This is a genomic window from Cryptosporangium sp. NPDC051539, from assembly GCF_044454545.1.
In the GTDB taxonomy this organism is placed as follows: Bacteria; Actinomycetota; Actinomycetes; order Mycobacteriales; family Cryptosporangiaceae; genus Cryptosporangium.
Map to the genome: position 1 here is coordinate 1 of NZ_JBITDV010000019.1, position 26,573 is coordinate 26,573.

Below are 26,573 nucleotides of genomic sequence, written 5' to 3' on the forward strand. Positions count from 1 at the left end.
GGCGTGGTGATGCCATCCTCCCCGCGGCCGGCGCCGGGGTCGGCCCCCGCCGGGAGCGCGGTAGCTTGTTCTCCCCCGCCGCCGCCCCCCCCCCCCCCCCCCGGCCCCCCGCCCCCGGGGACGGTCTACCTCAGCACTTGGACTTGTAGACGGCGTTCGCGCCGTCGCCGTCGATGTTGTCCTTCGTCAGGATCGTGAACCCGGTCTGCACCTTCGGCGTGACCGTTCCGCCGTCGAGCGAGGCCACGGCCGCGTCCACACCGAACTTGCCGATCGCGGCCGGCTGCTGGGCGATCAGCGCCTGCACGGTCCCGGCCCGCAGCGCCGCGACCTGGTTCGGCCCGGCGTCGAACCCGACGACCTGCACCTTGCCGGTTTTCCCGGACTGCTTGATGCCGGTCGCGGTGCCCTCCGCGGAGAACAGGTTCAGCGCGAACACCCCGACGATGTCCGGGTCCTTCTGCAGCGCGGCGCTGATCAGGCTCGACGCGGTGGCCGGGTCGTTGTGCGAGTACTGCACGCCCAGGTACTTGAACTTCGAGTCGCTCTTCACCGCGTCCTCGAAGCCCTTGGCCCGGGCGTCGGTCGTCGAGATACCGGGGTCGACGCCCATCGCCAGCACCTTGCCGCCCTGCGGCGCCAGCTTCTGGATCGCCTCGAACGCGGCCTTGCCGCCGCCGAGGTTGTCCGACGCGATCGCCGACACCGCCACGGACGGGTCGTCGACCGTCGTGTCGACCAGCACGACCTTGACCCCGGCCGCCTTGGCCTGGTTGAGCGGGCCCTGCATCGCGGTGACGTCGGTCGGCGCGACCAGCAGCGCGTCCGGCTTGCCCGCGACGACCGAGTCGACGATCGGCTTCTGCAGCGTCGGGTCGAACTTCGTCGGGCCCTGCGTGTGGACGGTGACGCCGAGCTTCTTCGCCTCCTCCTCGATGCCGCACTGCATCGTGATGTAGAACTCGTCGCCTTGGACGCCCTGCACGAACTGGAGGTCGTAGTTCTTGCTGGCCTTGTCCACCGCGGCCTGGGAGGACGCGGCCGACGCGTTGTCGGACGTGGTGGTCTTGTCCTCGTCGGGCTTGGTCGACGAGCAGCCGGCCACGGCGAGCGCGACGACGCAGGCGACCACGAGGGGGGTTTTCTTCATAGGAAGCGTCCTTGATTCCGGTTAAGGGCGGCTGGTTGGGGGGCGAAGTGGGTCGGACTACCGGTTGCGGAGCAGCACTGACCGCAGAGAAGAGCGTTTGGCGCCGGCACCGCGGGTGGCGGCGCGGCGGCGGCTCTGGTCGAAGTAGACGGCGCCGACCAGAACCGTGCCGACCGCGACGCCCTGCCAGAACGGCTCGACGCCGATGATCACGAACCCGGCCTGGAGGACGGCCGGGATGAACAGCCCGACGACGGTGCCGAAGATCGACCCCTCGCCGCCGAAGATCGAGGTACCGCCGATGACGACGGCGGCGATCACGTTGAGGTTGGTCAGCGACTGGCCGGCGATCGTCGTCGTCCCGAACTGGGACAGCGCCAGGATCGCGGCGAACCCGGAGAGCATCCCGGCCACCCCGTACACCGCGATCAGGTGCCGATCCACCCGGACGCCGACCCGCCGGGCCGCGAGTTCGTTCGAGCCGACCGCGTACGTGTACCGGCCGAATCGCGTCCGGTGCAGCACCACGCCGCCGATGACCACGACGACGAACGCGGTGAACGGGAGCGCCGGGATGCCGACGATCTTGATGTAGGTGTTGTAGTCGGTCATCACCTCCGGAACCGACCGGATGTCGATCCCGTCCGTGATCACCTGGGCCAGCCCCAGCGCCACCGACAACGACCCGAGCGTGACGATCAGCGGCGGCACCTTGGCCTTGGCGACCATGAACCCGTTGATCAGGCCCCAGGCCAGCCCGGACACCAGCGCGGCGAGCAGGCCGAGTGCCGCGACGCCGTAGCCCTCACCGCCGGCCGCCTCCATCGTCTTGGCCGCGATCACCGACGAGAACACCAGCACCGATCCGACCGAGAGGTCGATGCCGGACGTGACGATCACGAACGTCATGCCGACCGCGATGACCGCCCAGACCGCGATGTTCTGGGAGATCAGCGAGAAGTTGCTCGTCGACAGGAACCGGTCACCGGCGACGACCGAGAAGAACAGCACGATCACGACGAGGACGCCGAGGATCCAGACCGACTGGGTCTGGCCCAGCCGCCGCAACAGCGGCTGCTCGGCCTCGTTCCAGTCGTCCGAACCCCCGTTGGCGGGAGCTCTGTTGGCGGGAGCTTTGTTGGCGGGAGCCGCGTCGGCGGTCGCCGGCGCTTCTCCGGCGCCGGCCGCCGGGTTCGTGGGGCCGGCCTCCGTCTCGCCCGGCGTGCTCATCGCGTCGCCTCCAGGGAACCGGTCATCGCTCCGACGAGCTGGTCGACGGACGTCTCGGTGGCGTCGTAGGTCGCGACGCGCGTCCCCAGGCGCAGCACCTGGACGCGGTCGGCCACCTCGATCACCTCCGGCATCGAGTGCGAGATCAGCACCACCGCGACCCCTTTGTCGCGCACGCGCTTGATCGTGTCGAGCACGTTGCGGGTCTGGACGACGCCCAGCGCCGCGGTCGGTTCGTCGAGGAACACCAGACGGGCCGCCCAGGTGATCGCCCGCACGATCGCGATCTGCTGCCGCTGCCCGCCGGACATCGTCCCGACCGGCGCGTTCAGTGCCCGCACGGTGCCGCCGAGGTCGGCGAACCCGGCGACCGCCCTGGCCCGCATCGCCTTCTCGTCCAGGAACCCGAACCAGCCGAGTGGCCCGCGCCGCGGGATCTCCCGCCCCAGGAACATGTTCTGCACCGGGTTCAGGTGCGGCGCCAGTGCGAGGTCCTGGTAGACGACCTCCATACCCAGGCCGGTCGCCTGCTGCGGTGTGGTGATCGTGACCGGGTCGCCGTCGAAGAACAACTGTCCGGAGTCGAGTTCGAGGTTGCCCGACAGAGCCTTGACCAATGTGGATTTGCCGGCGCCGTTGTCGCCGATCAGGGCCGTGACTTCGCCGGGATACACCTCGAAGTCGACGTCCCGGAGCGCTCGCACATGTCCGAAGCTGCGGTTCAAGCCCCGTGCCTCGAGGAGCGGTGTGGTCAAAACGGATCACCCCGTTCATCCGGTGGTAACGCACACTAGGCGTGTCCGAAGTCACTGTCACCGGTGTCAGGTAACGAAGCAGTAACGGATGTCACCGGTGTCAGAAGGCCCCGAAAATTCGCTAACATCCGCTCACCGACAGAGGAGGCGCGGTTGGCCACGATGCGGCAAGTCGCCGAACGTGCCGGGGTGAGCGCGAAGACGGTCTCCCGCGTGGTCAACAAGGACCGGTACGTCTCCGACGACGTCCGGGCCCGCGTCGAGCAGGCGATCAAGGACCTGCAGTACACGCCGAACCTGCTGGCCCGCACGTTCCGATTCGGGCGCGACCCGGCGATCGGCCTGGCCGTGCCCGACATCTCCGACCCGTTCTTCGCCGCGGTCACGCACACCGTCGAGCAGGTGGCCCGCGGCCGGGGCGTCGCCACGTTCGTCACCAGCCTCGGCACCGACGGCTCGCTCGAGCGGGCCGGGGTCGAGGCGCTGCTCGGGCGTCAGGTCGCCGGTCTCATCTCGACGCCGGTCAGCGGCGACCAGTCCTACCTCGAACCCTGGAAGTCGCGGACCAGCCTGGTCTTCATCGACCGTCCGCCGCGCAAGCTGACCGCCGACACCGTGGTCGAGGACGACGTCGGCGGTGCGCGCCAGGCCATCGCGCACCTGATCGGGCACGGCCACCGCCGGATCGCCTACATCGGCGACGAACTCGGCATCGCGACCACCCGCCGCCGGCTCGAGGGTTACCGGACCGCCCTGCGAGACGCGGGCCTCGACGCCGACGAGAACCTCATCCGCTTCGCGGGCGCCGGTGGCATCGAGGCCGGCGAGCAGGCCGCCGCCCTCCTCGACACGCCCGACCCGCCGACCGCGATCTTCTCGTCGAACCCGAAGTGCTCGATCGCGATCGTGCCCGCGTTGCAGAACCTCGACCGCACCGACGTCGCACTGGTCAGCTTCGGCGACTTCCCGCTGGCGAGTTCGCTGCGTCCCGCGCTCACCGTCGTCGACCAGGATCCGGAGGAACTCGGCCGGTTCGCGGCCAACCGTCTGTTCGACCGGATCGACGACCCGAACCGGCGTCTGCGCCGGCTCACCGTGCTGCCCGTGCGCCTGGTCGAGCGGGACTCCTGCAGCGGCGGAAGGTTTTCTTAACGATTTCCTCGGGTCCGGCGTGAACTCGGCTCACTGAACCCCCGTGCCTTTCTTACAAGGACGGCACAGGAGGCCAAGCCATGACCGCGACGCTGAATCAGCAGTACGTGCCGGCGCACGGGGTCAGAGCACCGGCCGGACGCGCGCCTTCCCTACGCATCGGGCCGACCCCGGTGCTCGTCGGCATCGGCGTCGGCGCGGCCGCCGTCCTCGGACTCTGGTGGACGAACACCACCACGCTCTCCGGACTGGGCGACTACCTCACGAACGCCGGCCGGATCACCGGCCTCCTCGCCGGGTACGGCGTGATCATCCTGCTCGGCCTGATGGCGCGGGTCCCCGCGCTGGAACGCGGTATCGGCACCGACCGCCTGACCCGCTGGCACGCGATGGGCGGCCGCTACACGGTCACCATGCTCACCGCCCACGCTCTCCTGATCACCTGGGGCTACGCGGTCACCGCGCGCACGTCGGTGGTCGGCCAGGGCGTCTCGCTCGTCAAGGACTACCCCGACGTCCTCTACGCGACGATCGGCGCCGTCCTGTTCGTCGTCATCGGGGGAGTCTCGGCGCGGGCCGCCCGCAAACGGATGAGCTACGAGGTCTGGCACCTCATCCACCTCGGCACGTACCTGGCGATCGCGCTGGCGTTCCTGCACCAGTTCTCCACCGGCGCCGACTTCGCCGCCAACAAGCCCGCGCAGATCGCCTGGTCATCGCTGTACGGCGTGGTCACGCTGTTGCTCGTCTGGTACCGCGTGGTGACGCCGCTGCGGGTCGCGATGCGCCACCGGCTGCGGGTGGAGGGCGTCCGCGAGGAGGGCCCGGACGTCGTCTCGGTCTACCTCTCCGGCCGCTACCTCGACGAGCTGAAGGCCGAGCCCGGCCAGTTCTTCCGCTGGCGGTTCCTCACCCCGGAGAGCTGGTGGGCCTCCAACCCGTACTCGCTCTCGGCTCCGGTGGCCGGTGGCCGTCTGCGGATCACGGTCAAGCAGGCCGGTGGCCACAGCGCGTCGCTCTCCCGGCTGCGGCCCGGCACGAAGGTGATGGCCAGCGGCCCCTACGGGGCCTTCACCGGCGGTGTCCGCCGCCGCCGCAAGGTCCTGCTCATCGGGGCGGGCGTCGGCATCACCCCGCTCCGGACGCTCCTGGAGACGCTTCCCGGCCGCCCGGGTGACATCACGCTGATCTACCGGGCCCGGCACATGTCCGACCTGGTGCTCCGGGCCGAGATCGAGGAGATCGCGTTCGACCGCGGGGCCCGCGTCCACTACCTGGTCGGAACGCGGGAGCAGCTCGGCGGCGACCCGCTCGCCGCGGAACAGCTCGAGTACCTGGTGCCGAATCTGAAGCACCACGACGTCTACCTGTGCGGCCCGGAGTCGCTGACCGCCGCGACGCGGGACTCGCTGCGCGAGGCCGGGGTCTCGCGGCGCCGGATCCACCACGAGTCGTTCGAGTTCTGAGGGAGCCGTACGTGCGTCGCTTCATCTACGCCCTGCTCGGGACCGTCGCCGGTCTCGGCGGTCTGCTGGGGCTCAAGGCCAACCTGGCGCCGGCCGACACGGCCACCGGAGCAGCCGCTCCGCCACCGGCGGCGGCCGCGGAACCGTCCACCTCCCAGGCCGGTGGTGACGCGGCGAAGGCAGCGAAGACGGCGACCGGCAAGGAGTCGACCAACCCGTACGAATCCGTGCAGGTCAAGGTCACGGTCTCGGGCAAGAAGATCACCAAGGTCGAGATCGCGAAGTTCGAGCCCAAGGACGCGCAGTCGAAGCAGATCGGCGGGGGCGCGCTGCCGAAGCTCCAGCAGGCCACGCTGGCCGCGAGCAGCGCCGACATCGACACGGTGTCCGGAGCAACGTTCACGACCAAGAGTTACAAGGAGTCGCTACAGAGCGCGCTCGACCAGGCCGGGTTATGACGCTCACCGCCGACGCGCCCGCCAGCGCCGCGCTGTTCGCCGCTCTTCCCAGCGCTCCGGTTCGCCGGGTCGAGGAGTGCATGGGCACGGTCTTCTCGATCGACGTGCGGGCCGGCGTGAGCGTGGCCGCGCTGGACGACGTGGTCCGGTGGCTGCACTGGGTGGACGGCACGTTCTCGACCTACCAGCCCGGCAGCGTCGTCAGCCGGCTCAGCCGGGGTGAGCTCACGCCCGACGAATGCCCGGCCGAGGTCCGCGAGGTGCTCGCGCTGGTCCGGGAGGCCTCCGCCGCGACCGACGGATACTTCACCGACGCGCCGCACGGCTTCCTCGACCCCACCGGCCTCGTCAAGGGCTGGGCGATCGAGCGGGCCAGCGACCTGCTGGCCGCCGCCGGCTCCACCGCCCACTCGGTGAACGGTGGTGGCGACGTCCAGCTCGTGGGCTCGGTCAGCGCCGACGGCCCGCGACGCCCCTGGCGGGTCGGGATCGCGCACCCGTTGCGTCCCCGCCGGCTGATCGCGGTGATCAGCGCCGAAGACGCCGCGGTGGCCACCTCCGGCACGGCCGAACGCGGGCAGCACATCGTCGACCCGCACCGCGGCGCCCCGCCCGAGGGGCTCGCCGCCGTCACGGTCGTCGGACCGCGCCTGGCCTGGGTGGACGTGGCCGCGACGGCGGCGTTCGCGATGGGGCCGGAACGAGGAATGGCCTGGGTGGAGGCCCAGGCCGACCTCGAGGCGCTCGCGGTCACCGCGACCGGACACACCCGTCAGACGAGTGGCTTCGCCCGCTGGGGCACGCTCACCTGAGCGCACGCCCGGGCGCGGGCCGACCGCACCAGCCCGGAGTACAGCACCCCGAACACGACGAAGTGCAGCGCGATCAGCACCCCGGCGCTGTGGACGCCGTCCGCGGATCCCACCGGGCCGAGCAGCGACAGCACGAACACGGTGATCGACACGACGGTCCAGTTCCGGACCGGCCGCTTCGTCGTCCGCTCCAGGATCGCCAGTACCGCCCAGCCACCCAGACCGGCCAGCACGCTGGTCACCAGCACCGCACCGGCACCGACCTGCTGGTCGGCGCCACCGGCGCCGTGCACCACCGGGTCGGCCCCGGAGACGGAGAACAGGACGAGCGCGGCGAGTGCGGCGGCGGCGACGGCGGCGGAACGCGGAAGAATCTGGCGGGACATCGTGGCCTCCTGAGGCGTCGTGACGGCCCGATCAGATTCGCGCCGGGACGGTGTTCCCCGCATCGACGACCCGGCGAGACCGGGTCCCACCCGAGTCGCAACCGGCTTCGACCTTGGTCGGTATCGCCGCGCCGACCCCCGACCTAGCCTGACGCCATGACTCCGAACGACTGCGGCCCGGTGGGCGGCCGGCGCTGGCCCGGGCTCCGGGTCACGATCTCGCTCATGGTGGGGCTGACCGCGATCGTGAGCGTCACGATCTTCGGTCTGCCCGCCGAGGCGCACGAGAAGCTGCTGACCCTCGACCTGGTGGTCGGCGTGATCAGCGTCGCGCTCACGCCGGTGCTGATCCGCTGGCCGGTGCCGGCCGCGGTCGCGCTCGCGGTCCTGACGCTGATCTCGCCGGCCGCGACGCCGAGCGCCTCGGCCGCGTCGATGCTCGTCGCCCAGTCCCGGCCGTTCCGGTACGCGGCGCTGATCGGCGTCGGCAGCGTGGCCTGCCAGGCGGTGCAGGCGGCCTGGCGTCCGGCTGCGAGCCTGGGATACGGCTGGTGGCTGGCGCTGATCACGGTCGCCTGGGCCGCGTTGATCGGCTGGGGCACCGTCGTGCGGGTGCGCCGGGAACTGCTGGCGTCGCTGCGGGAACGGGCCCGCCGGGCCGAGGCCGACCAGGAGCACCGGATCGCCGAGGCCCGGATGGCCGAGCGGACGCTGATCGCCCGCGAGATGCACGACGTGCTGGCCCACCGGCTCTCGTTGCTCGCCACCTACGCGGGTGCGCTCGAGTACCGCCCGGACGCGGCTCCGGAGAAGCTCTCGGCCGCGGCCGGCGTGATCCGTGCCGGTGTGCGCGAGGCCCTGGAGGAACTGCGTGCGGTGATCACGGTTCTCCGCGACGATGACCCGGTGAAATTTCCCGAGACCCGGCCGCAGCCAGGTCTGTCCGACATCACCTGGCTGATCGAGGAGACGAGGGACATCGGCACACCCGTCGAGGTGGACGACCGGCGCAGCGACGGCGATCTACCCGCGGCGACCGGGCGCACAGCGTACCGGATCGTGCAGGAGGGGCTCACGAACGCGCGCAAGCACGCCCCCGGTGTTCCGGTGCGCCTCCTCCTCGACGGCGCGCCCGGCGACGGGCTGCGGATCGAGCTGCGCAACCGGGTGCCGGTGAGCGTCGGCCCGGGCGTGCCCGGCGCCGGGATGGGGCTGCTCGGACTGGCCGAGCGGGTCCAGCTGGCCAACGGCGAGATCGAGCACGGCACCGCCCCGAGCGGGGAGTTCCGGCTCGACGTGCGGCTGCCGTGGCCGAGGTGACGCCTCCGGTCCGCGTCCTGATCGTCGACGACGACGCGATGGTCCGGGCCGGGCTGACGATGATGCTCGACGGCGTGAGCAAGAACGGACGGGCGATCGCGGTCGTCGGTGCGGTCGCGGACGGCGTCGACGTGCCGGAGGCGGTGAGCGCGCACTCGCCGGACATCGTGCTGATGGACATCCGGATGCCGAAGCTCGACGGGGTGACCGCCACCCGCCGGCTGCGGGCCCGGCCCGAGGCGCCCGACGTCATCGTGCTGACCACGTTCGACACCGACGAGAACGTGCTGCGGGCACTGCGCGCGGGCGCCAGCGGGTTCCTGCTCAAGGACACCCCGCCCGACCAGCTCGTGGACGCCGTCCTCCGGGTCTCCTCCGGCGACCCGATCCTCTCGCCGCAGGTCACCCGCAAACTGATCGACCGGGTCGCGGTCGAGGCCGGTGCCTACGAGAAGGCGCGCACGGCGCTGGCGTCGCTGAGCCCGCGCGAGCACGACATCGTGCTGGCGGTGGCCACCGGCAAGACCAACGCGCAGATCGCGTCCGAGCTGTTCCTGAGCGTGGCCACGGTCAAGTCGCACCTGACCCGGGTGCTGATCAAGCTGGAGCTCGACAACCGCACCCAGGTCGCCCTACTGGCCCACGACGCCGGCCTGGCCTGATCCGCGCAGGTAGCGCTCGCCGACGCTGCGGACCGCGGCCACGAACTCCGGAGGCCCGACGACCTCGAAGTCGGCGCCCAGCCAGGCCAGCGCCGAGACCGGCCAATCCAGCTGGTCGCTGCGCAGCGTGAGCAGACAGCGGCCGGCCGTCTCTTCGGTGACCTCGGCCTCGCGGCCGAACGCGCCGTGGATCGCGTCCGCGGCCGCGTGCACCCGCACCTCGATCGTGTACCGGTGCGGCCGATCGGACAGCCGCATGCGCACGAACGCGGCCGCGTCCTCGGCCGGCAGCTCCCGCGGCCGGAACCGCGCGCCGGTGGGCTGCGGACCGGTGAGCCGGTCGATCCGGAACGTGCGCCAGTCCCCGCGCTCGGTGTCCCACGCCACCAGGTACCAGCGGCGACCGAGCGACACCAGCCGGTGCGGTTCGACCAGCCGGGTCGTGCGTTCCGACCCCCGGGCGGTGTAGTCGAAGCGCAGCCGTTCGTCGTCCCGGCACGCGCTCGCGATCACGGTCAGCGTTTCGGCGTCCACCGAAGGACCGCCGGAGAACCCTCCCGGGACGGTGTACGTACGCAGTGCTTCGACGCGACGGCGCAGCCGGGGCGGCATCACCTGGATCACCTTGGTGAGTGCCCGGACCGAGGTCTCCTCGATGCCTTCGACCGCACCACCGGCGGCCGTGCGCAGACCGACCGCGATCGCGACCGCTTCCTCGTCGTCGAGGAGCAGCGGCGGCATCGCGGCACCCGATCGCAGCTGGTAGCCGCCGGCAACGCCCCGGCTGGCGTCCACCGGATAACCCAGCTCCCGCAGCCGGTCGATGTCGCGGCGCAGCGTCCGCTCGCTGACGCCGAGGCGGTCGGCAAGGTCGCTGCCGGGCCAGTACCGATGGGTCTGCAGCAGGGAGAGCAACCGGAGGGTCCGCTCGCTGGTGTTCGCCATGAATCCAGATTGCCGCGGATTGCGGTCAGAAAGTGGCCGGAATGACTTCTAGCGTCGGACCCATGATCAAGACGACGGCACTGACCAGGCATTTCGTCGTGAAGAAGAAGACGGTGGAGGCGGTGAAGGGGCTCGACCTCGAGGTGCGCCCGGGTGAGCTCGTCGCGCTGCTCGGCCCGAACGGCGCCGGCAAGTCGACGACGCTGAGGATGCTGACCACGCTGCTGGCGCCGACCTCGGGCACCGCCGAGGTCGCCGGGTTCGACGTGGTGCGCGAGCCGCGCGAGGTGCGCAAGCGCATCGGCTACATCGGCCAGGGCAACGGCGCCGGCCACAGCCAGCGCGGCCGCGACGAGCTGATCAGCCAGGGCCGCTCCTACGGGCTGGACCGCGTGGCCGCCCGGAGCCGGGCCGACGAGCTGATCGGGTCGCTCGGGCTGGAGGCGGTCGCCGACCGGCTCGTCTCGTCGCTCTCCGGTGGCCAGCGGCGTCGGCTCGACATCGCGATGGGCCTGATCCACACCCCGCCGTTGCTGTTCCTCGACGAGCCGTCGACCGGGCTCGACCCGCAGAACCGGGTCAACCTGCAGGAACACATCCGGCGGCTGCGCGAGGAGTACGGCACGACGATCGTGCTGACCACCCACTACCTGGACGAGGCGGACGCGCTGGCCGAGCGGATCGTGGTCATCGACCACGGCGTGCTGATCGCCGACGACACGCCGGCGCGGCTGAAGTCCGAGCACGTCGGTGACCGGATCGCGCTGTCGTTCGGAACCGCCGGGGAGGCCGCGCGGGCGGCCGACCGGGCCGCGGCCCTCGACGGCCGGATCTCGGTGGAGGGGCCGACGGTCACGATCAGCGTTCCCGAAGGCACCCACCTGGTGCCCAAGCTGCTGCGCAGCCTCGACGAGGCCGGGGTCCCGGTGACCGCCGTCGAAGTACGGCGTCCGACGCTCGACGACGTTTTCCTGGCCCTCACCGGCCGCAGCCTTCGTGAAGGAGCAGCAGCGTGAGCACTCTCGTCCGGGACACCACCGTCGTCTTCAGCCGGGAGCTGCGGCCGGTGCTGCGCAGCCCGTTCTCGCTGATCTTCACGATGGTCCAGCCGGTGTTCTTCCTGGCGTTGTTCGCACCGCTGCTGCCCGACGACGTCGGGTCGCTGCAGTGGTTCGTGCCCGGCCTCGTCGTGATGTCGTGCCTGTTCGGGACGTCGGTCACCGGCTCGAACCTGCAGTTGGAGATGCAGACCGGATCACACGAACGGATGCTGGTCTCGCCGCTGAGCCGCCCGTCGCTGCTGATCGGGCGTGCGCTCAAGGAGATCGTCCCGATGCTGGCGCAGACCGTCGTGCTGATCCTGGTGACGGTGCCGTTCGGGTTCGAGCTGCACGTGGCCGGCGTGGCGATCGGGCTGGTGATCCTGACCGTGCTCTGCGTCGGGCTGGGGGCCTTGTCGTACGCGCTGGCGCTGGCCAGCCGGGGCCAGGAGTGGATCTTCTGGAGCGTGCAGCAGACGTTGCTGTTCCCGCTGCTGCTGATCGCGGGCATCCTGCTCCCGATCGACAACGGCCCCGGCTGGCTGAAGGTGCTTTCCCACGTCAACCCGCTCACCTACGTGGTGGACGCCGAGCGGGTCCTGTTCAACGGCGAAGTCCTCTCGCGCACGGTTGCCGAAGGCGCACTGGCCGCCGCGCTGGTGGGCGTCGCCGGTCTCTGGGTGGGCGTCCGCTCGATCTCGCGGGACGCCGACTAGCCGTGCGCCTCGATCGACACGGGTTCCCAGGCTCGCCACTCGGCGAGCCTGGACTCGTAGTCCGCGGTGGCGATCGCCAGCGCGCCCGTCGCCGAAGAACACCCGCAGGCCGGGCGGTGCCACCTCGAGGGCGAGCGCCTGGCTGAACCCGTCGAGGGCCCACTTCGAGCCGTTGTAGATCCCGATGTTCATGAACGCCGAGACGCCGCCGATCGAGGAGACCTGGACGAAGTGCCCGCTGCCTGCTCACGCAGGTACGGCAGGGCGGCCTGCGTCACCCAGAGCGCCCCGAACACGTTCGTCTCGAACTGGGCCCTGGCCTCCTACTCGGAGATCTCCTCGATCATGCCGAACTGCCCGTAGCCGGCGTTGTTGACCACGATGTCGAGGCGGCCGAAGCGGGACGTACCGGTGATGAACCAGATCTTTGCCGTCGTGTCCCGGCCGTATCTCCGCCGCGAGTTACCCCGTGACCGTCAGCGTGTCGAGGAGTTCCAGGCAGCCGCGCTGTATGCCGGCCTGGTCGGACGACCACGAGCAGGTGACGTCGACGACCGTGCGGCCGTCGTACACGAAGTAGTCCCAGGCGCCCTTCGCGGCGTCGGCGAACGAGTACTTGTACGCCGAGTACTTGCCGACCTTGACGGCTGCGCGGGTGCTGGCGTCCTGACCGATCTTGGCGACGTACTTGTCGAGCGTCGCCGTCAGCGCGGCGTCGCCCGTGTCGCCCTTGAGCGGGAACGACGCGACGAAGAGGAAGTCGTACACCGACCCGCCCTGCGGCGCCGAGTACGTGTCGTAGTACTCGTCCAGCAGATCGGGATCCGGGGTCGCGCTCGGGCTCCCCGACGTGCCCTCGGTCGCGGGCTGCGTGTGGAAGCCGGTCGGCAGCCGGTAGCTGTACGGGGCTCCGGCCGGTTGGATGAGCTCCGCGGTGCTCGACGGTGCGGCCGACGCGGTTTTGCTGGGCTTCGGCGTCGGGGTCGGCGACGAGGACGAGTCGGCCGAGGCGCCGATCAGCACCACCCCGAACGTCCCCAGGCCGCACACCACGAGCGCGGTCGCGAGCAGCGTCACGATCACGGTCACCAGGACGACGAGAGCGGTGTTCGGGCGGTTGGCCGGTGGCGGGACGGGAGGCGGGAGCGGCGGCGGCGCGTACACCGCCTCGGGTAACGGCCCGGCCGGGCTCACCGCGTAGGACGGCGGTCCCACCCACTGTTGTTCGTAGGAGCTACCTGGGCTCTGGTCGTGGTATTGGTCGTAGCTCATGGTGTTACCTCGCTCCTCTCGGACCTCTGATCGGTAACGCCATGGTCGGGGCGCGGGCGTGATCACCCCGTGCGGCGACGGACGGTCGTACCGTTACGGTCCGAACAGAAGCGTTCAGGGGTGCAGGAACGCCTCCTCGTCCCCGGTCCGGATCAGGTCGAGGATCACCTCGGCCACCTGCTCCGCCGTCTGCGCGGGCGGCATCCCCGGCCGCGCGGTCAGCGACCCGGCCCGCAGGACGTCGTGGAACTCGGTCGCGGTGATCACCGGGTAGACGGTCGAGACGGCGATCCCGTCGGCGGCCAGCTCGGCCCTGGCCACCGCCGAGAGCATGTTGAGCGCGGACTTCGTCGCCGCGTACGCACCCAGTCCCGGGATCACCCTCCGGGACGTCCCGGAGCTGACGTTCACGATCGCGCCACCACCCTGGCGGCGCATCGTCGGGAGGACCGCCTGCATCGCGAGCAGCGGTGCCACCACGTTCAGCTCCAGTACCGCGCGGAAATCGTCCGGGTCGACCTGCTCCAGCGGCAGGTGCAGGCCCTGGCCGGCGTTGTTGACCAGCACGTCGATCCGGCCGTACGCGTCGAGCGCGACCTGGACAGCGGTCGGGATCTGCCCGGAGTCGGTGAGATCGGTCGGGATCGCGATCGCGTCCGGCAGTTCACCGGCCAGCGCCTCGATCCGGTCGGCGCGGCGGGCGGCGAGCACCAGCCGGGCGCCCGCCTTCGCCGCCAGCCGTGCCGTCGCCGCCCCGATCCCGGCCGACGCCCCGGTGACCAGCACTACTGCCCCTTCGAGCTCCATGGCCCCAATCTAGGGCCAGGCCACCGTGGGCCAGCCGGATTCTCCGACCGGTGCCGCACCGAGATCGTCACACCCCGTCCGTCGCCGGCTCCGCCGACCACGTCGCGTCCGCCCGGGCCTGTCGTTTCATCCGGTACATGGCCGCGTCGGCCTGACGCATCAGGCTGTCCGGGTCGTCACCGGCGCCGACGGTCACGCCGATGCTCGCCCCGACCTCGAGCCGCAGCGATCCGATCGCGATCGGCTCCGCCAGCACCGACCGGACCCGTGCCGCGACCCGCTTCGCGTTCTCCAGGCTCGCGCCGGGCATGAGCACCGCGAACTCGTCGCCGCCGAGCCGAGCCGGCGTGTCGGTCGGGCGGACACAGCGCCGGATCCGTTCGCCGACGGCGACCAGCACCGCGTCCCCCACGTGGTGGCCGTGGTTGTCGTTGATCGGCTTGAAGCCGTCGAGGTCGATCGCGAGCAGCGCGACCGACGAGTACTCGCGGCCGGACGCGGCGAGCCGGTCGGTGAACAGCCGGCGGTTCGCCAGCTGGGTCAGGACGTCGTGCTCGGCCTGGAAGCGCAGCTGTTCCTGCAGTTCTCTGGCGTCGGTGACGTCTCGGCAGTTGCAGACGATCCCGCGGATCGCCGGTACCTCGAGCAGGTTCGTGTTGACGGTCTCCAGCCAGCGCCAGCCCCGGCCGCCGGTGCGCAGGCGGACCTGCACGGTCCAGGCCGCGCCCGGTGCCGCCCGCAGCGCGGCCCAGCCCACCCTCAACCGGTCGAAGTCCTCGACGTGCAGCGCCTGGCTGAGCTTCACGCCGACCAGTTGCTCGGGGCGGATCCCCAGCACCCGCTCGGCGGCCGGCGAGACGTACGTGACCACGTCCCGCTCGTCCACCACCAGCGTCATGTCGGACGAGTGCGCGACCAGCGAGCCGAACCACTCCTTCTGCCGCCCGAGCTGGCCGATCAGCCGCAGGTTGTCTCGCATCGACAGCAACTGCCTGGCGACGGTGAGCGTGCCGACCAGCGCGGTCGCCCCGACCATGCCCCACAGCCGCAGGTTCACGACCGGATCGACGAGCAACGTCACGAGCAGCAACAACTGGACGATCGCCACCACCGCGTACGGCAGCAGGCTGTACGGGCGGCCGCGCTCGGGCGGCCGGGGATTCGGTTCGATCCCGACCCGCAGCACCTCCAGGCGCGTCCCGGCGGCGATGAGCACGGTCGGCAGCAGCTGGATGGCCAGCGACGCCCCGTCGCTCAGCGGCGCCGCGTAGATCGGCAGCACCGCGGTCTGCAGCATCTGCACGACCGCGGACGAGATCATCAGCACCGCGGGCGGGAGCGACACCGGGCCGTGCCCGCTCAGCACGAGCTTCACCGCGAGGAAGCCCACCAGCGTGACCTCGGCCCCGACCAGCAGTGCGCTGAACACGTCGACGCTGTTCGCGGCCCGGGCCCGAGGATCGGTGAGCAGGAACCAGACGATCGCGCCGACTCCGAAGAACACGATCGCGGCGTCCAGCAGGAACCGCTGCCGTCCGGCGCCCGAGCCGACCAGCATCGGGTAGCCGACGAGCGCGACGACGAACGCGGTCTGGCCCACCGTGAAGAACGTCAGCTGGACCGGGCCGGGCCCGGTGGTCTCCAGCCCGGCGACGCCCTCGATCGCCCGCAGCAGGTCGGCGACCATGAACGCGAGCGCGGCCAGCGAGACCAGCCGCCAGAACCGGTGCGCCCGCGGATCGTCCCGGAAATGCCGGGTGAGTCGTGACGCGCTGAGGAAGAACACCGCGTCGCCGGGGAACTGGACCGCCCAGAACACCGTGGTCCGCCCGGGCTCGGCGGCGTCGACGACGATCAGCCAGGCCGAGACGAGCACCCAACCCAGTACGAGTGCCAGCAAAACGGCGTCCGTGGAGGCGGCTCCGAGTAACCCAGAACGCCGCACCACGCCCTCCTCCGCCCGTTCTGCTCAGCCGGCGGTGATGGACGCCGGTGGAATCAGGTGGCCGCTGGAACGGTACTCCGCTCGAGCCACGTGTCACCGGTTGCCGTGTGATCCGGAAGGGGCTTGCGATGCGCGCCGCCGATCGCGCCGCGTAGATGACCTGATTCTGGGCACCACGTCCCGGTCCGACCACGACTGGAGGCTGCCACGATGCGCGCTCTCACCTGGCAAGGCACGGAGAAGGTCTCGGTGGAGACAGTTCCGGATCCGGTGATCCGCGAACCGACGGACGCGATCGTCCGCCTCACGTCCACCGCGATCTGCGGCTCCGACCTGCATCTCTACGACGTCCTCGGGATGTTCATCGACCCCGGTGACATCCTCGGGCACGAACCGATGGGGATCGTCGAAGAGGTCGGTCCGGACGTCACCCACATCCGGCCGGGAGACCGGGTCGTGATCCCGTTCAACATCTCCTGCGGCTCGTGCTGGATGTGCGGCCGCGGTTTTTACGCCCAGTGCGAGACGACCCAGAACGTCGAGCAGGGCAAAGGCGCCTCGCTGTTCGGTTACACGAAGCTGTACGGGCAGGTGCCGGGCGCGCAGGCGGAGTTGCTGCGGGTGCCGCAGGCGCACTTCGGCCCGATCAAGGTGCCCGAGGGTCATCCGGACGAGCGGTTCCTGTACCTCTCCGACGTGCTGACGACGTCCTGGCAGGCCGTCCGCTACGCCGACCTGCAGCCGGGGCAGACGATCGCGGTGATCGGGCTCGGTCCGATCGGCCAGATGTCGGCCCGGATCGCCCGGTACCTCGACGCCGGCCGGGTGATCGCGGTGGACAGCGTCCCGGAGCGCCTCGAGATGGCCCGGCGCAACGGCATCGAGGTGATCGACAGCCGGAGCTGCGACGACGTCCCGGCAGCGATCGCGGACCTCACCGACGGACGCGGCGCGGACGGCGTCATCGAAGCGGTCGGGATGGAGGCGCACGGGACGCCGTTCCAGGAGTTCGCCCAGCGCGCGGCCGGCCTGCTGCCGGACGCGATGGCCAAGGTCGCGATCGACCGGGTCGGCGTGGACCGGATGGCCGCGCTGCGGACGGCGTTCGCGAGCGTGCGGCGGGCCGGGACCGTGTCGATCATCGGCGTGTACGGCGGTCAGGCCGATCCGTTCCCGATGATGGACCTGTTCGACAAGGGCGTGACGCTCCGGATGGGACAGGCGCACGTGAAGCGCTGGGTCGACGAGATCATGCCCGCGCTCACCGGCGACGGCGACCCGCTGGGCACCGGGGACCTGAGGACCCACGCGCTCCCGCTCGAGCAGGCGCCGCAGGGATACGAGATGTTCAAGGAAAAGAAGGACGGCTGCATCAAGGTCGTCCTCAAGCCCTGACGTTCCGGTGCGGCCGGTGCCCCGGCCCGGCGTCCGGATCGGGGCATCGGGATCGGGCCGTCCGGATTCAGGCGTTCGTCGGGAACGACACCGCGATCACCCGGGGCCGGCCGGCCAGGAGTGCCTCGTAGCCGAGCCGGGCGACGTCGGCCGGGTCGTGCATGTCGGTCGGGCCCGGCAGCAGGGCGGTCACCGTGACCCCGGTGTCTCTCAGCTCGGCCTGCAGCGCCGCCGCGAACGACTCCACGAACGCCGCTGAGGCCTGGTAGACCGCCTGGTACGTCCCTGGCAGCGGCGCCGCGAGCGACGACGTGAACAGCGCGCGCCCGGCGCCCCGGTGCACCATGTCCGGGAGCACGCGCTTCGCCAGGTGCACGGTCGCGCGCACGTTGACGTCGACGATCTCCAGCTGGTCGCGCAGGTCGGCGTCGCGCGAGAAGTCGCCGCACGCGCCCCGGCCCGCGTTCATCGCCAGCGCGTCGACCGGTCCGGGGATCACCCGGTAGACCTGCTCGACGCCGGCCTCGGTCGCCAGATCGGCCCGCACGGCCTCGACCGTGTGCCCGCCGTCGCGTCGCAGTTCGCCCGCCGCGGCGGTGATGTCTTCGTCCTCGGCGGCGACCACCAGGTCGTAGTGGTGCTTGGCGAACTGGCGGGCCAACTCGTAGCCGATACCGCTCGACGCTCCGGTCACGACCGCAAGAGGCCGGTTCTCCACCATTGAGCTTCCTCCTCCGGGGCTACTACTACGTGCCCGAAGGGATCAGGTCTACGCGCTTTTGGCGGTGAGGGATCCCTGGTGGAGCGTGGACCGCGACTCGACCGACGCGCGGTGGGTGGTCACCCCGAGCAGGCCGAGGCTGATGATGGCCAGGATCGCGTACGCCGGGGTGCTCGCCAACGAGTCCCAGGTCGCGTGCAATCCGACCGCCACGACGAACACCCCGACGAAACGCAGCACGGCCGACGCCTGCCAGCGGTGCTCGGCGGCGTACCAGAGTGCCGCGGCGGTCAGACCGGTCCAGGCCATGTGCGCGGCCGGGCTCAGCACACCGCGCAGGAACAGCACGTCGTCGACCGCGGAGATGCTGCCGTTCGAGCGGATCAGCTCGACGAACGCGTACCCCATCGTCTCCAGCGTCGCGAACCCCGCCCCCGACGCGACGCCGATCAGCAGCCCGTCGGCCGGACGGCGGGGCTTGAGGAAGAACACCAGGGCCAGCGGGAGGATGAGCTTCGCCGACTCCTCGATCAGCCCGACCGCGACCATCGGCAGCATGCCCAGGTCGTGCAGGGTGTCGAACTCCAGCACGCCGGCCGTGACCACGCCGATGATGCCGCCGACCAGCGCGGTCAGCGCCAGCGTCCCGCCGGACACGCCGTAGGCGATCCGCCGCCCGGCGAGGAACGCCACGAACGTCACCGGGATCACCATCGCGCCCAGCAGGATCAGCGACGGGATCAGATTCGGGTTGTCGGTGTGCAGGGTCGCCCTGCGGACGAGAGCGAACAGCCCCAGCCCGACCACGAGAACCGCCACCCAGGACCAACGCCGTGCATGCTCCATGGTCTGCTCCCTTCCCGGGAGCAGACACTAGTTGGCGAAATCGTGTGTGAGCCAGACCGTTCCGTTGTCGATGATCACATCGATACCGATGCGGGACAGGTCGGGATTGAGGATGTTCTTCCGGTGACCGTCGTCCGGCGGGACCTCGGCGAGCATGTCGTTGGTGAGCCGCACCGCCATGTCGCCCTGCGTACTCTCGGTGCCGGCCACCGGCCCGCCGGTCCCGATGTTCTCGGCGACCGACCGCCAGTCCACCCCCGCCGCGGAGATCCGGTCGCCCAGGCCGCCCTCGCCGTCGCACTGATGCGAGAGCCCGCACCCGTCGGCCATCACCAGGTTGTGCTGGTGCGCGCTGGAGACCAGCCCGCTGCTCATCGTCAGCGGGCCGGCGCCGTTCTCGGCCCTGGCGGCGTTGATCACGGCCAGCACGCGCTGCTCGGCCGAGCCGGTCGTCGGCACCGACGTGGTCTTCCTGCTGGTCCTGGGGCTCGGGCTGCTCGACGCCTTCGGGCTGCTGGGCGCGCGGCCGGTCGCCGCGGTCGGCGATCCGCCGGGTAACCGGGGGCGGGCCGTGGACGGCGAGGCGCTCGCCGACGGTGATCCGGACGCCGGGTCCGACGGCGAGGGGTCGTCGGCCGGCCCGGGGTCGAGGGTCTCGGCGGTCCGGATCGCGGCCTTGTCGCCACCGGACGGCTCGTCGGCCCGGACCAGGTTCGTCACCGCGACCCCGGCGGTGACGGTCGCCGCCAGGACCACCACGCCACCCACCCAGAGCCGGACACGGGAGTGGGCACGACGGCGATGACTCACGTCCGCAGCCTCACCGATCACAGGCGCACCGTGAACATCATTCATCCGCGCTTAAGGCCACGTTGGGGCCGATCTAAGTGGGTTTCCTGGACACCGTGCTCATGTTGACTGAATAATCAGTCAACATGAGCACGGTGGCGGACGTCCTGGGTCGCGTCGGTTTGCCCGCGCCGATCTCCGAGCTGGCCGCTCGCGACTGGGACGTCGTCGTGGTCGGCGGCGGCCACAACGGGCTCACCTGCGCCGCCTACCTGGCCCGCGCGGGCAAGTCGGTGCTGGTCCTGGAGGCCCGCGAACGGCTCGGCGGCGCCGCCACGCTGGAGCAGCCGTTCGCCGACGACCGGTACGTGATCAGCCCCTGCGCCTACGTCGTCGGGCTGCTCGACGACGTGGTCATCCGTGAGCTCGAACTGACCCGCCGCGGCCTGGAGGTCTTCGTCGCCGACCCGCAGCTGTGGGTCCCGTACGACGACGGCTCGGCGTTCGGCCAGTGGATGGACGACACGCGGACGCAGGCCGGCCTCGAGGCGCTGAAGTTCTCGCCGAAGGACATCGAGGGCTACTGGGCCTACGAGCACTTCTTCGACGACATGCGACGCAAGCTGCGCACCGGCGCACGCGACACCTGGATCGGCGCCAGCCCGTCCCGGGCCGAGCTGGAGGAGCTGCTCGGCGGCAACCGGATGATGATCGACGCGCTGTTCGAGGCCTCGATCGCCGAGGTGCTCGACGAGTTCGTGTCCGACCGGCGGCTGAAGGACGCGCTGTTCGGCCAGGGCGTGATCGGCACGTACGCCGGGCCGTTCGACCCGGGCACGGCCTCGGTCAAGCTCATGCACTTCCAGGGTGACCTGCTCGGACACGGCCCCATCTGGGGCTACGTCAAGGGCGGCATGGGCATGATCAGCTTCGCTATCGCCGACGCGGCCCGGGACGCCGGTGCCGTACTGGCGGCGGGGGTGCCGGTAGGGGCGGTGGTGCCCGGTTCGGGCGTGCTCCTCGAAGACGGAACGCTGATCCGGGCCACCTCGGTCGTGAGCAACGCCGATCCGAAGCGGCTGCTCGGGTTGCTGCCGGTGGAGACCGTGCCGATCGGGTACCGGCAGCGGCTCGAGGACTGGGACATCCGCAGCCCGGTCGTGAAGTTCAACGCGGCGCTCTCGCGCCTGCCGTCCTGGACGGCCGCGCCCGGTGAGACGTTCCCGGCGCTCGGCACGGTCGACGTCACCACCGGTATGGACGCCGCTCAAGAGGCCTTCGCGGCCTGCGACGCCGGTCACCCCGCGGTCGGCTTCGGCGAGATCTACGTCCAGACGCTGCACGACCCGTCACCGGCGCCGCCCGGCAAGCACCTGATGAGCGTGTTCGGGCAGTACGCGCCGTACACGCTGGTCGACGGCGGCTGGGAGGGCCGCCGGGAAGAAGTGGCCCGGCAGTTCATCGACCTGATCGGACGGTTCGCGCCGGACTTCGAAGACTGCCTCGAGGCCTACGAGGTGCTCGGGGCGCCCGACATCGAGGCGAAGGTCGGCCTGACCGGGGGCCACATCTTCCAGGGCGAGGTGCGCCCGAGCCAGATGTGGGAGAACCGCCTGACGCCCCGTACCGAGGTCCCCGGCGTCTACCTGTGCGGGGCCGCGACCCACCCGGCCGGCAGCGTGATCGCCCTCAACGGCCGCAACGCCGCGCAAGCGGTGCTAGCAGATACCGGAGACACCGCGCTTGGCTAGTTGGCCGGCGATGATGAGGCGCTGGACTTCGGACGCGCCCTCCCAGATGCGCTCGACCCGCAGTTCGCGGAACATCCGCTCGGCCACGTTCTCGCGCATGTAGCCGCGGCCGCCGAAGATCTGCACCGCGCGGTCGGCGACCCGGTTCGCCATCTCGGACGCGAACAGCTTCACCATCGAGCAGCGCGCGTGTGCGAGCTTCGCGTCGTCGTCGTGGGCCCGTGCCGTCTCGTAGACCATCGACCGCGCCGCGAACAGCTCGGTGACGCTGTCGGCCAGCATCGCCGCGATCAGCTGCCGGTCGCGCAGCGGCTCGCCGTTCACGATCCGGGTAGCGGCGAATGCGTCCGCCTCGGCGATGAGCCGCTCCGCCGCTCCGAGGCACCGGGCCGCGACCATCAGCCGCTCGAACCGGAACCAGGCGTAGGAGAACGACATCCCGTCGCCTTCCGCACCGATCAGGTGCTCCTTCGGAACCCGGACCCCCTCGAACGCCACGATCGGGTGGTGGTGGGTGAGCGAGTGCGTGTACGCGGGCGTCCGGACCACGCGGACGCCCGGCGACGGCAGGTCGACGACGAACAGCGCGTGGTCCCCGCCGGCCAGCTTCGCCTGGACGAACGCGTAGGCGGCGTGGTCGTACGAGGTGACGTGCCACTTGACGCCGTCGAGCAGGTAGTCGTCGCCGTCGCGCCGGGCGGTCGCGGTGATCGCGTCGACGTCGGAGCCGGCGCCCTCCTCGGTGATCGCGTAGCACTCCTGCATCTCGCCGCGGACGGTCGGGAGGAGCCAGCGGTCCCGCTGGTAGGGGGTGGCGACCTCGGCCCACCAGGCCGCGGGGGTGTGCGCCACCCAGGCCAGCCCGTTCGTGACCCGGCCGACCTGTTCCTGGACGAGGACCTGCTGCAGCAGCGTGCAGCCGTGGCCGCCGAGGCTCTCGGGCATGTTCGTGGCGTAGAGGCCTTGCTGGATCGCCCTCCGGTGGTGCTTCTCCGCGAGTTCGGGCTCCAGGTGGCCGCCGGCGAGTTCGGCCTCGACCTCGAACGGAATGAGTTCGTCGGCGAACGCGCGGGCGCGGGCCTGTAGCTCCAGGTCAGCGGGGGAGAGGCCGTACATTCAGTGCTCCTCGAGTTCGATGTGGACGTCGACCGCGACGGCGCCGTCCGGTCCGGCGATCACCGGGTTGACGTCGAGCGCGGCGATCTCGTCGCCGAGTTCCACGGCGAGCACGCCGAGCGAGACGATCGCCGCGACCAGCGCGTCGAGGTCGGCGGGCGGCCGGCCCCTGGCGCCGTCCAGGAGCTTCCGGATCGTCAGCCTCTCGAGCAGGGCCCGGGCCCGGGCGGCGTCCAGCGGGGGCAGGGCGACGGCCCGGTCGCGGAGGACCTCGACCAGCACGCCGCCGGCGCCGACCACGACCAGGGGCCCGGCCAGGGGGTCGCGGACGAGGCCGAGCGCGATCTCGACGCCGGGCCGGGCGGTCTCGCTGACCAGCACGCCGGGGCCGAGGCGGGCGGCGAGGTCGAGGTAGGCAGCGGTGACGTCGGCGGGGGTGCGCAAGCCGAGGCGGACGCCGTCCACGTCGGTCTTGTGGGCGACCCCGGTCGTCTTGAGCACGATCGGTGCGCCGAGCCGGCCGGCGGCGAGGAGGGTCTCCTCCAGCGAGCCGGCCGCCCGGACCGCGGGCACCGCGATCCCGTAGTCGGCGAGGAGCGCGAAACCGTCGCCGGCGCTCAGCGCCGTGGGACGGGCCGCGCGGGCCCGGGCGAGCCAGTGGGCGCGGCGGGTTTCGTCGATCGGGGTCGGTTCGAGCTCGGGGCGGGCGCGGTAGTCGCGGTACTCCAGCAGGTGACGCAGCGCCAGCAGCCCGGTCCGGACGCCCTCCAGCACCGGGATCCCCGCCGCCCGTAATCCGGCCGCCGCCCTGGCGTCGATCGCCGACGCCAGCGACGTCAGTACCGCGAACGGCTTCGTCGAAGCGCCCTGGACGTCGAGCGCCGCCTCTGGGTAGGAGTCGTCCCCGTCGAACTCGGGCACCAGGTCGACCGCGAGCGCCACCGCCGCCACGCCCGGATCGTCGTGCAGAGCGCTCAGACACGCGCGGAACAGCCCGCGGGTGTCCGCGCCGGTGCCCCACACGTCCAGCGGGTTCTCGGCCCGCAACCCCGGGTCGAGCAGTGGCTCCAGCCGCCCCCGGGTCACCGGATCGAGCGGTGCGAACGGCACGCCGACGCGCGCCGCCACGTCGACGGCCAGCGCCCGCTCGGCCCCCGAATCGTGCACGGTCGCGATCTGGCCGGCCGCGGCTCGTCGCCCGGCGGCGAACAGCTCGACCGTGTCCGCCAGCTCGTCGAGGTCGCCCACCCGCAGCACGCCGTACGCGTCGAACAGGGCCTCCCAGGTGGCGTCGTCGCCCGCCAACGCCCCGGAGTGAGCCGCGACCATGGCCCGTCCGCCCGCCGACCCGCCGACGGTCAGCGCCACCACCGGCACGTCCCGCTCCCGGGCCGCCGCCAGCGCCGCCCGGAACTCCACCGGATCCCGCAGCGTCTCGAGCAGCAGCGCGACGACCCGGGTCTCGGGCATCGCGAGCGCGGCCCGCAGATAGTCGGCGGTGGTCGTCACCAGTTCCTGCCCGGACGACACCGCGAGCGAGAACCCCAGCCCGCGCCTGGTCCGCAGCAGCGCGGAGAACGCCGAACCGGAGTGGCTGATCAGCGCGATCGGGCCGCTGGGTACCGGGTCGGGCTCCAGATAGCCCAGCGCGCGCAACCCGTGCGGAACGTTGACGAACCCCATGCACCCCGCGCCGCACATCGCGAGCTCCCCGGCCCGCGCCGAGGCGGTGATCCGCTCTCGCACCCCGGACGCGTGCGCACCCCCGAAGACCACGACGCCCCGGTCTCCCCGCCGGACCGCCGCGTCGACCGCCGCCGGCAGCGCCGCATCGGGCACACCCAGCAGCACCAGGTCGACGGCCTCGGGCACGTCCTCCAGCGACGGCACGCACGGCCGCCCCCCGATCTCCCGATGCCGAGGGTTCACCAGGTGCACCGCCGGCCGCGCGCCGCTCCGTCCGAGCTCGGCCACCATCCGCCCGCCGAAGCTGTCGGAGGACGGGCTCGCGCCGACGATCGCCACGGACCGGGCGTGGAGCATCGCCCACACCGCACTGCCGGCCCGCCGGTGGCGCGGGGTCGGCGTCCGGTCAGGCTCCACGGCGGGCGAGCCAACCGCGGGGGCCGCGGCTGATCGCGCGGCGGCGGTCGGCCATCGCCGCTCTCGCGGCCTGCCAGCCGGGGATTCCGCACACGCCTCCGCCGCCGTGCGTGGCCGAGCTCGCGTTGTAGAGGCCGCGGATCGGCGTCCGGTAGTCCGCGAACCCCGGCGCGGGCCGCAGGTGGAACAGCTGCTCCAGCGACAGTTCACCGTGGAAGATGTTCCCGCCGATCAGCCCGTATTCGTGCTCCATCTCGTACGGCCCGACCACGTCCCGGTGCAGGATCGACCCCTTGAAGTTCGGCGCCACCTCGTTGTAGAGGTCCACCACGCGGTCGGCGTACGCCTCTAGCTCCTCCGCGTGCGGTGCACTGCTCCATTCCGACGGAACCCACTGCGTGAACAACGACATGATGTGGACGCCGTCCGGCGCGAGCGTCGGGTCGAGCGTGCTCGGAATGACCCCGTCGCTGAACGGAGCCACCGCGGGCCGGCCCGCCCTCGCGTCCTGGAACGCGGCCTCGATGAACTCCATCGTCGGCGCCATCTCCACCGAACCCGTGTGGTGCTCGCCCAGCGACGTGCCCGGATCGGCGGTGAAGTCCGGCAGCTCGCCCAGCGCCAGGTTGATCTTCACGACCCCGCTGCGGCTCTTCCACCGCTCGATGTCGGTGACGAACTCCGCCGGGAGCTCGGCGCGCGGGATCTGGTCGAGGAACGCGGTTTTCGGGTGCAGGCTCGTCACCACCAGCGGCGAGTACAGCTCGGTTCCGTCGGCGAGTACCGCTCCCCGGACCCGGCCGTTCGTGACCAGTAGTTTCTCGACCCCGGCGTTCGTCCGCACCTCGGCCCCGAACGACTCCGCCGAGCGGCGGATCGCGTCCGCGACCGCTCCCATCCCGCCGCGCGGATAACCCCAGCTCCCGAGGTTGCCGTCGCCGACGTCCCCGATCGAGTGGTGCGCCATCACGTACGCGGTGCCCGGCTCGTACGGGCCGGCCCACGTGCCGATCACCCCGTTCACCGCGAGCGCACCCTTGATCTGCGGCGACTCGAACCAGTCGTCGAGCAGGTCGCCGATGCTCATCGCCATCAGCCGGGTCACGTCGGCGACCGTCCGGACGTCGATTCCGCGCTGGCCCCAGGCGAGCCGGAGCAGGTCGGCGAGATCACGCGGCCGCTTCGCGCCCAGACGAGGCGGCACGGTCGTGAGCAGCGGCCCCAGGACGTCGGCCAGCCCGCCGAGCCAGGCGTTCCAGCGTCCGATCGCCTCGGCGTCGTGTTTTGACCACTTCGCGATCTCGTCGTACGTCCGCTTCGGGTCGTCCTCGTGGATGATCAGCGACCCGCCCTCGGGAAACGCCTGGTAGTAGGGCCCCATCGGGGTGACGTGATACCCGTGCCGCTCGAGCCCGAGATCCCGGACGATCGTCGGCGGCATCAGGCTCATCACGTACGAGAGGCGGGTGACCCGGTAATCGGGCGCCTCGGGCCAGGGTGTCTCGGTGGTCGCCGCGCCGCCGGTCTTGCTCCGCGATTCCAGGACCACGGTCCGGGCGCCGGCTCGGGCGAGATAAGCGGCCGCGACGAGACCGTTGTGTCCGCCGCCGACGACGATGGCGTCATACTGATTTGTCATGGCACGGCTCCGACCTGCGGGAACGTGTTGACTGAACGTTCAGTTTAGGCGGCTGGTAAGGTGTGGACAAGAGTCCGCACACTCGATGAGGTCGCCC

24 protein-coding genes and 1 pseudogene are annotated in these 26,573 nt (G+C 71.3%); 10 read left to right on the forward strand and 15 right to left on the reverse strand.

Features of this window, described 5'->3' with window-relative positions; translation table 11 throughout:
• Positions 1–130: 130 nt before the first annotated feature.
• From ACIBZJ_RS39960 to ACIBZJ_RS39970, 3 genes are read right to left on the reverse strand one after another with little or no spacing between them, the layout of a single operon-like run.
• Positions 131–1,150 carry an ABC transporter substrate-binding protein gene (locus ACIBZJ_RS39960; protein ID WP_395938847.1) on the reverse strand — a complete coding sequence of 340 codons (1,020 nt, stop codon included), beginning with the start codon at positions 1,148–1,150 and terminating at the stop codon, positions 131–133.
• Positions 1,151–1,207: 57 nt separating this feature from the next.
• A complete protein-coding gene (locus ACIBZJ_RS39965; RefSeq protein ID WP_395938848.1) occupies positions 1,208–2,380 on the reverse strand; it encodes an ABC transporter permease in 1,173 nt (390 codons plus the stop codon).
• A complete protein-coding gene (locus ACIBZJ_RS39970) occupies positions 2,377–3,135 on the reverse strand; it encodes an ATP-binding cassette domain-containing protein (RefSeq protein ID WP_395938849.1) in 759 nt (252 codons plus the stop codon). The genes ACIBZJ_RS39965 and ACIBZJ_RS39970 overlap by 4 nt, the downstream gene beginning before the upstream one ends.
• Before the next feature lie 162 nt (positions 3,136–3,297).
• Between ACIBZJ_RS39970 and ACIBZJ_RS39975 the strand changes: the two genes are divergently transcribed.
• The 4 genes from ACIBZJ_RS39975 (at position 3,298) to ACIBZJ_RS39990 (ending at position 7,023) form a co-directional block, all read left to right on the forward strand.
• Positions 3,298–4,287: a LacI family DNA-binding transcriptional regulator gene (locus ACIBZJ_RS39975; protein ID WP_395938964.1), complete on the forward strand. Its 990-nt coding sequence runs from the start codon at positions 3,298–3,300 to the stop codon at positions 4,285–4,287.
• 80 nt (positions 4,288–4,367) lie between these two features.
• The gene (locus tag ACIBZJ_RS39980) at positions 4,368–5,753 is read left to right on the forward strand and encodes a ferric reductase-like transmembrane domain-containing protein (RefSeq protein WP_395938850.1); all 1,386 of its coding nucleotides are present in this window, start codon (positions 4,368–4,370) and stop codon (positions 5,751–5,753) included.
• An 11-nt stretch (positions 5,754–5,764) separates the two neighbouring features.
• A complete protein-coding gene (locus ACIBZJ_RS39985) occupies positions 5,765–6,211 on the forward strand; it encodes an FMN-binding protein (RefSeq protein ID WP_395938851.1) in 447 nt (148 codons plus the stop codon).
• Positions 6,212–6,291: 80 nt separating this feature from the next.
• Positions 6,292–7,023, forward strand: a complete 732-nt coding sequence (locus tag ACIBZJ_RS39990) for an FAD:protein FMN transferase (RefSeq protein ID WP_395938965.1) — start codon at positions 6,292–6,294, stop codon at positions 7,021–7,023.
• Here the strand turns inward: ACIBZJ_RS39990 and ACIBZJ_RS39995 are convergent.
• Positions 6,984–7,409, reverse strand: a complete 426-nt coding sequence (locus ACIBZJ_RS39995; RefSeq protein ID WP_395938852.1) for a DUF6069 family protein — start codon at positions 7,407–7,409, stop codon at positions 6,984–6,986. The two genes, ACIBZJ_RS39990 and ACIBZJ_RS39995, sit on opposite strands and share 40 nt — an antisense overlap.
• Positions 7,410–7,565: 156 nt before the next feature.
• Between ACIBZJ_RS39995 and ACIBZJ_RS40000 the strand changes: the two genes are divergently transcribed.
• A complete protein-coding gene (locus ACIBZJ_RS40000) occupies positions 7,566–8,729 on the forward strand; it encodes a sensor histidine kinase (protein WP_395938853.1) in 1,164 nt (387 codons plus the stop codon).
• Positions 8,717–9,391, forward strand: a complete 675-nt coding sequence (locus ACIBZJ_RS40005) for a response regulator (protein WP_395938854.1) — start codon at positions 8,717–8,719, stop codon at positions 9,389–9,391. The genes ACIBZJ_RS40000 and ACIBZJ_RS40005 overlap by 13 nt, the downstream gene beginning before the upstream one ends.
• Here the strand turns inward: ACIBZJ_RS40005 and ACIBZJ_RS40010 are convergent.
• On the reverse strand, positions 9,362–10,336 hold the full coding sequence (locus tag ACIBZJ_RS40010) for a helix-turn-helix transcriptional regulator (RefSeq protein ID WP_395938855.1): 975 nt from the start codon (positions 10,334–10,336) through the stop codon (positions 9,362–9,364). The genes ACIBZJ_RS40005 and ACIBZJ_RS40010 overlap by 30 nt on opposite strands.
• A 62-nt stretch (positions 10,337–10,398) precedes the next feature.
• Between ACIBZJ_RS40010 and ACIBZJ_RS40015 the strand changes: the two genes are divergently transcribed.
• The gene (locus tag ACIBZJ_RS40015; RefSeq protein WP_395938856.1) at positions 10,399–11,352 is read left to right on the forward strand and encodes an ATP-binding cassette domain-containing protein; all 954 of its coding nucleotides are present in this window, start codon (positions 10,399–10,401) and stop codon (positions 11,350–11,352) included.
• The gene (locus tag ACIBZJ_RS40020; protein WP_395938857.1) at positions 11,349–12,092 is read left to right on the forward strand and encodes an ABC transporter permease; all 744 of its coding nucleotides are present in this window, start codon (positions 11,349–11,351) and stop codon (positions 12,090–12,092) included. Before ACIBZJ_RS40015 ends, ACIBZJ_RS40020 begins: the two co-directional genes overlap by 4 nt.
• Here the strand turns inward: ACIBZJ_RS40020 and ACIBZJ_RS40025 are convergent.
• The 4 genes and pseudogenes from ACIBZJ_RS40025 to ACIBZJ_RS40040 form a co-directional block, all read right to left on the reverse strand.
• Positions 12,089–12,490: pseudogene (locus ACIBZJ_RS40025) on the reverse strand (SDR family NAD(P)-dependent oxidoreductase); the annotation flags it as partial. The gene ACIBZJ_RS40020 and the pseudogene ACIBZJ_RS40025 overlap by 4 nt on opposite strands.
• 64 nt (positions 12,491–12,554) lie before the next feature.
• On the reverse strand, positions 12,555–13,364 hold the full coding sequence (locus ACIBZJ_RS40030; RefSeq protein WP_395938858.1) for a hypothetical protein: 810 nt from the start codon (positions 13,362–13,364) through the stop codon (positions 12,555–12,557).
• 114 nt (positions 13,365–13,478) lie between these two features.
• A complete protein-coding gene (locus tag ACIBZJ_RS40035; RefSeq protein ID WP_395938859.1) occupies positions 13,479–14,171 on the reverse strand; it encodes an SDR family NAD(P)-dependent oxidoreductase in 693 nt (230 codons plus the stop codon).
• Between the two features lie 67 nt (positions 14,172–14,238).
• Complete coding sequence (locus ACIBZJ_RS40040; RefSeq protein ID WP_395938860.1) at positions 14,239–16,119, reverse strand: diguanylate cyclase domain-containing protein; 1,881 nt, start codon at positions 16,117–16,119, stop codon at positions 14,239–14,241.
• A 207-nt stretch (positions 16,120–16,326) separates the two neighbouring features.
• On the opposite strand from ACIBZJ_RS40040, the gene ACIBZJ_RS40045 reads away from it, so the two are divergent.
• The gene (locus tag ACIBZJ_RS40045; protein ID WP_395938861.1) at positions 16,327–17,511 is read left to right on the forward strand and encodes a zinc-dependent alcohol dehydrogenase; all 1,185 of its coding nucleotides are present in this window, start codon (positions 16,327–16,329) and stop codon (positions 17,509–17,511) included.
• A 67-nt stretch (positions 17,512–17,578) separates the two neighbouring features.
• Here ACIBZJ_RS40045 and ACIBZJ_RS40050 read toward each other — a convergent pair whose 3' ends face one another.
• The 3 genes from ACIBZJ_RS40050 to ACIBZJ_RS40060 are packed head-to-tail and all read right to left on the reverse strand — an operon-like array spanning position 17,579 to position 19,888.
• Positions 17,579–18,232 (reverse strand): SDR family NAD(P)-dependent oxidoreductase, encoded by a 654-nt coding sequence (locus ACIBZJ_RS40050; RefSeq protein WP_395938862.1) that lies wholly within the window; start codon positions 18,230–18,232, stop codon positions 17,579–17,581.
• 48 nt (positions 18,233–18,280) lie between these two features.
• Entirely contained in the window at positions 18,281–19,078 is a 798-nt protein-coding gene (locus ACIBZJ_RS40055; protein ID WP_395938863.1) for a PrsW family intramembrane metalloprotease, read from the reverse strand.
• Positions 19,079–19,105: 27 nt separating this feature from the next.
• The gene (locus ACIBZJ_RS40060; protein ID WP_395938864.1) at positions 19,106–19,888 is read right to left on the reverse strand and encodes a CAP domain-containing protein; all 783 of its coding nucleotides are present in this window, start codon (positions 19,886–19,888) and stop codon (positions 19,106–19,108) included.
• A gap of 125 nt (positions 19,889–20,013) precedes the next feature.
• Here ACIBZJ_RS40060 and ACIBZJ_RS40065 point away from each other — a divergent pair, with 125 nt between their 5' ends.
• Positions 20,014–21,618, forward strand: a complete 1,605-nt coding sequence (locus ACIBZJ_RS40065; RefSeq protein WP_395938865.1) for a phytoene desaturase family protein — start codon at positions 20,014–20,016, stop codon at positions 21,616–21,618.
• Here the strand turns inward: ACIBZJ_RS40065 and ACIBZJ_RS40070 are convergent.
• The 3 genes from ACIBZJ_RS40070 to ACIBZJ_RS40080 are packed head-to-tail and all read right to left on the reverse strand — an operon-like array spanning position 21,586 to position 26,476.
• The gene (locus ACIBZJ_RS40070; protein WP_395938866.1) at positions 21,586–22,734 is read right to left on the reverse strand and encodes an acyl-CoA dehydrogenase family protein; all 1,149 of its coding nucleotides are present in this window, start codon (positions 22,732–22,734) and stop codon (positions 21,586–21,588) included. The two genes, ACIBZJ_RS40065 and ACIBZJ_RS40070, sit on opposite strands and share 33 nt — an antisense overlap.
• Positions 22,735–24,837 (reverse strand): acetate--CoA ligase family protein, encoded by a 2,103-nt coding sequence (locus tag ACIBZJ_RS40075; RefSeq protein ID WP_395938867.1) that lies wholly within the window; start codon positions 24,835–24,837, stop codon positions 22,735–22,737. It lies immediately after the preceding gene.
• On the reverse strand, positions 24,827–26,476 hold the full coding sequence (locus ACIBZJ_RS40080) for a phytoene desaturase family protein (protein ID WP_395938868.1): 1,650 nt from the start codon (positions 26,474–26,476) through the stop codon (positions 24,827–24,829). Before ACIBZJ_RS40080 ends, ACIBZJ_RS40075 begins: the two co-directional genes overlap by 11 nt.
• Positions 26,477–26,573 lie beyond the last annotated feature (97 nt).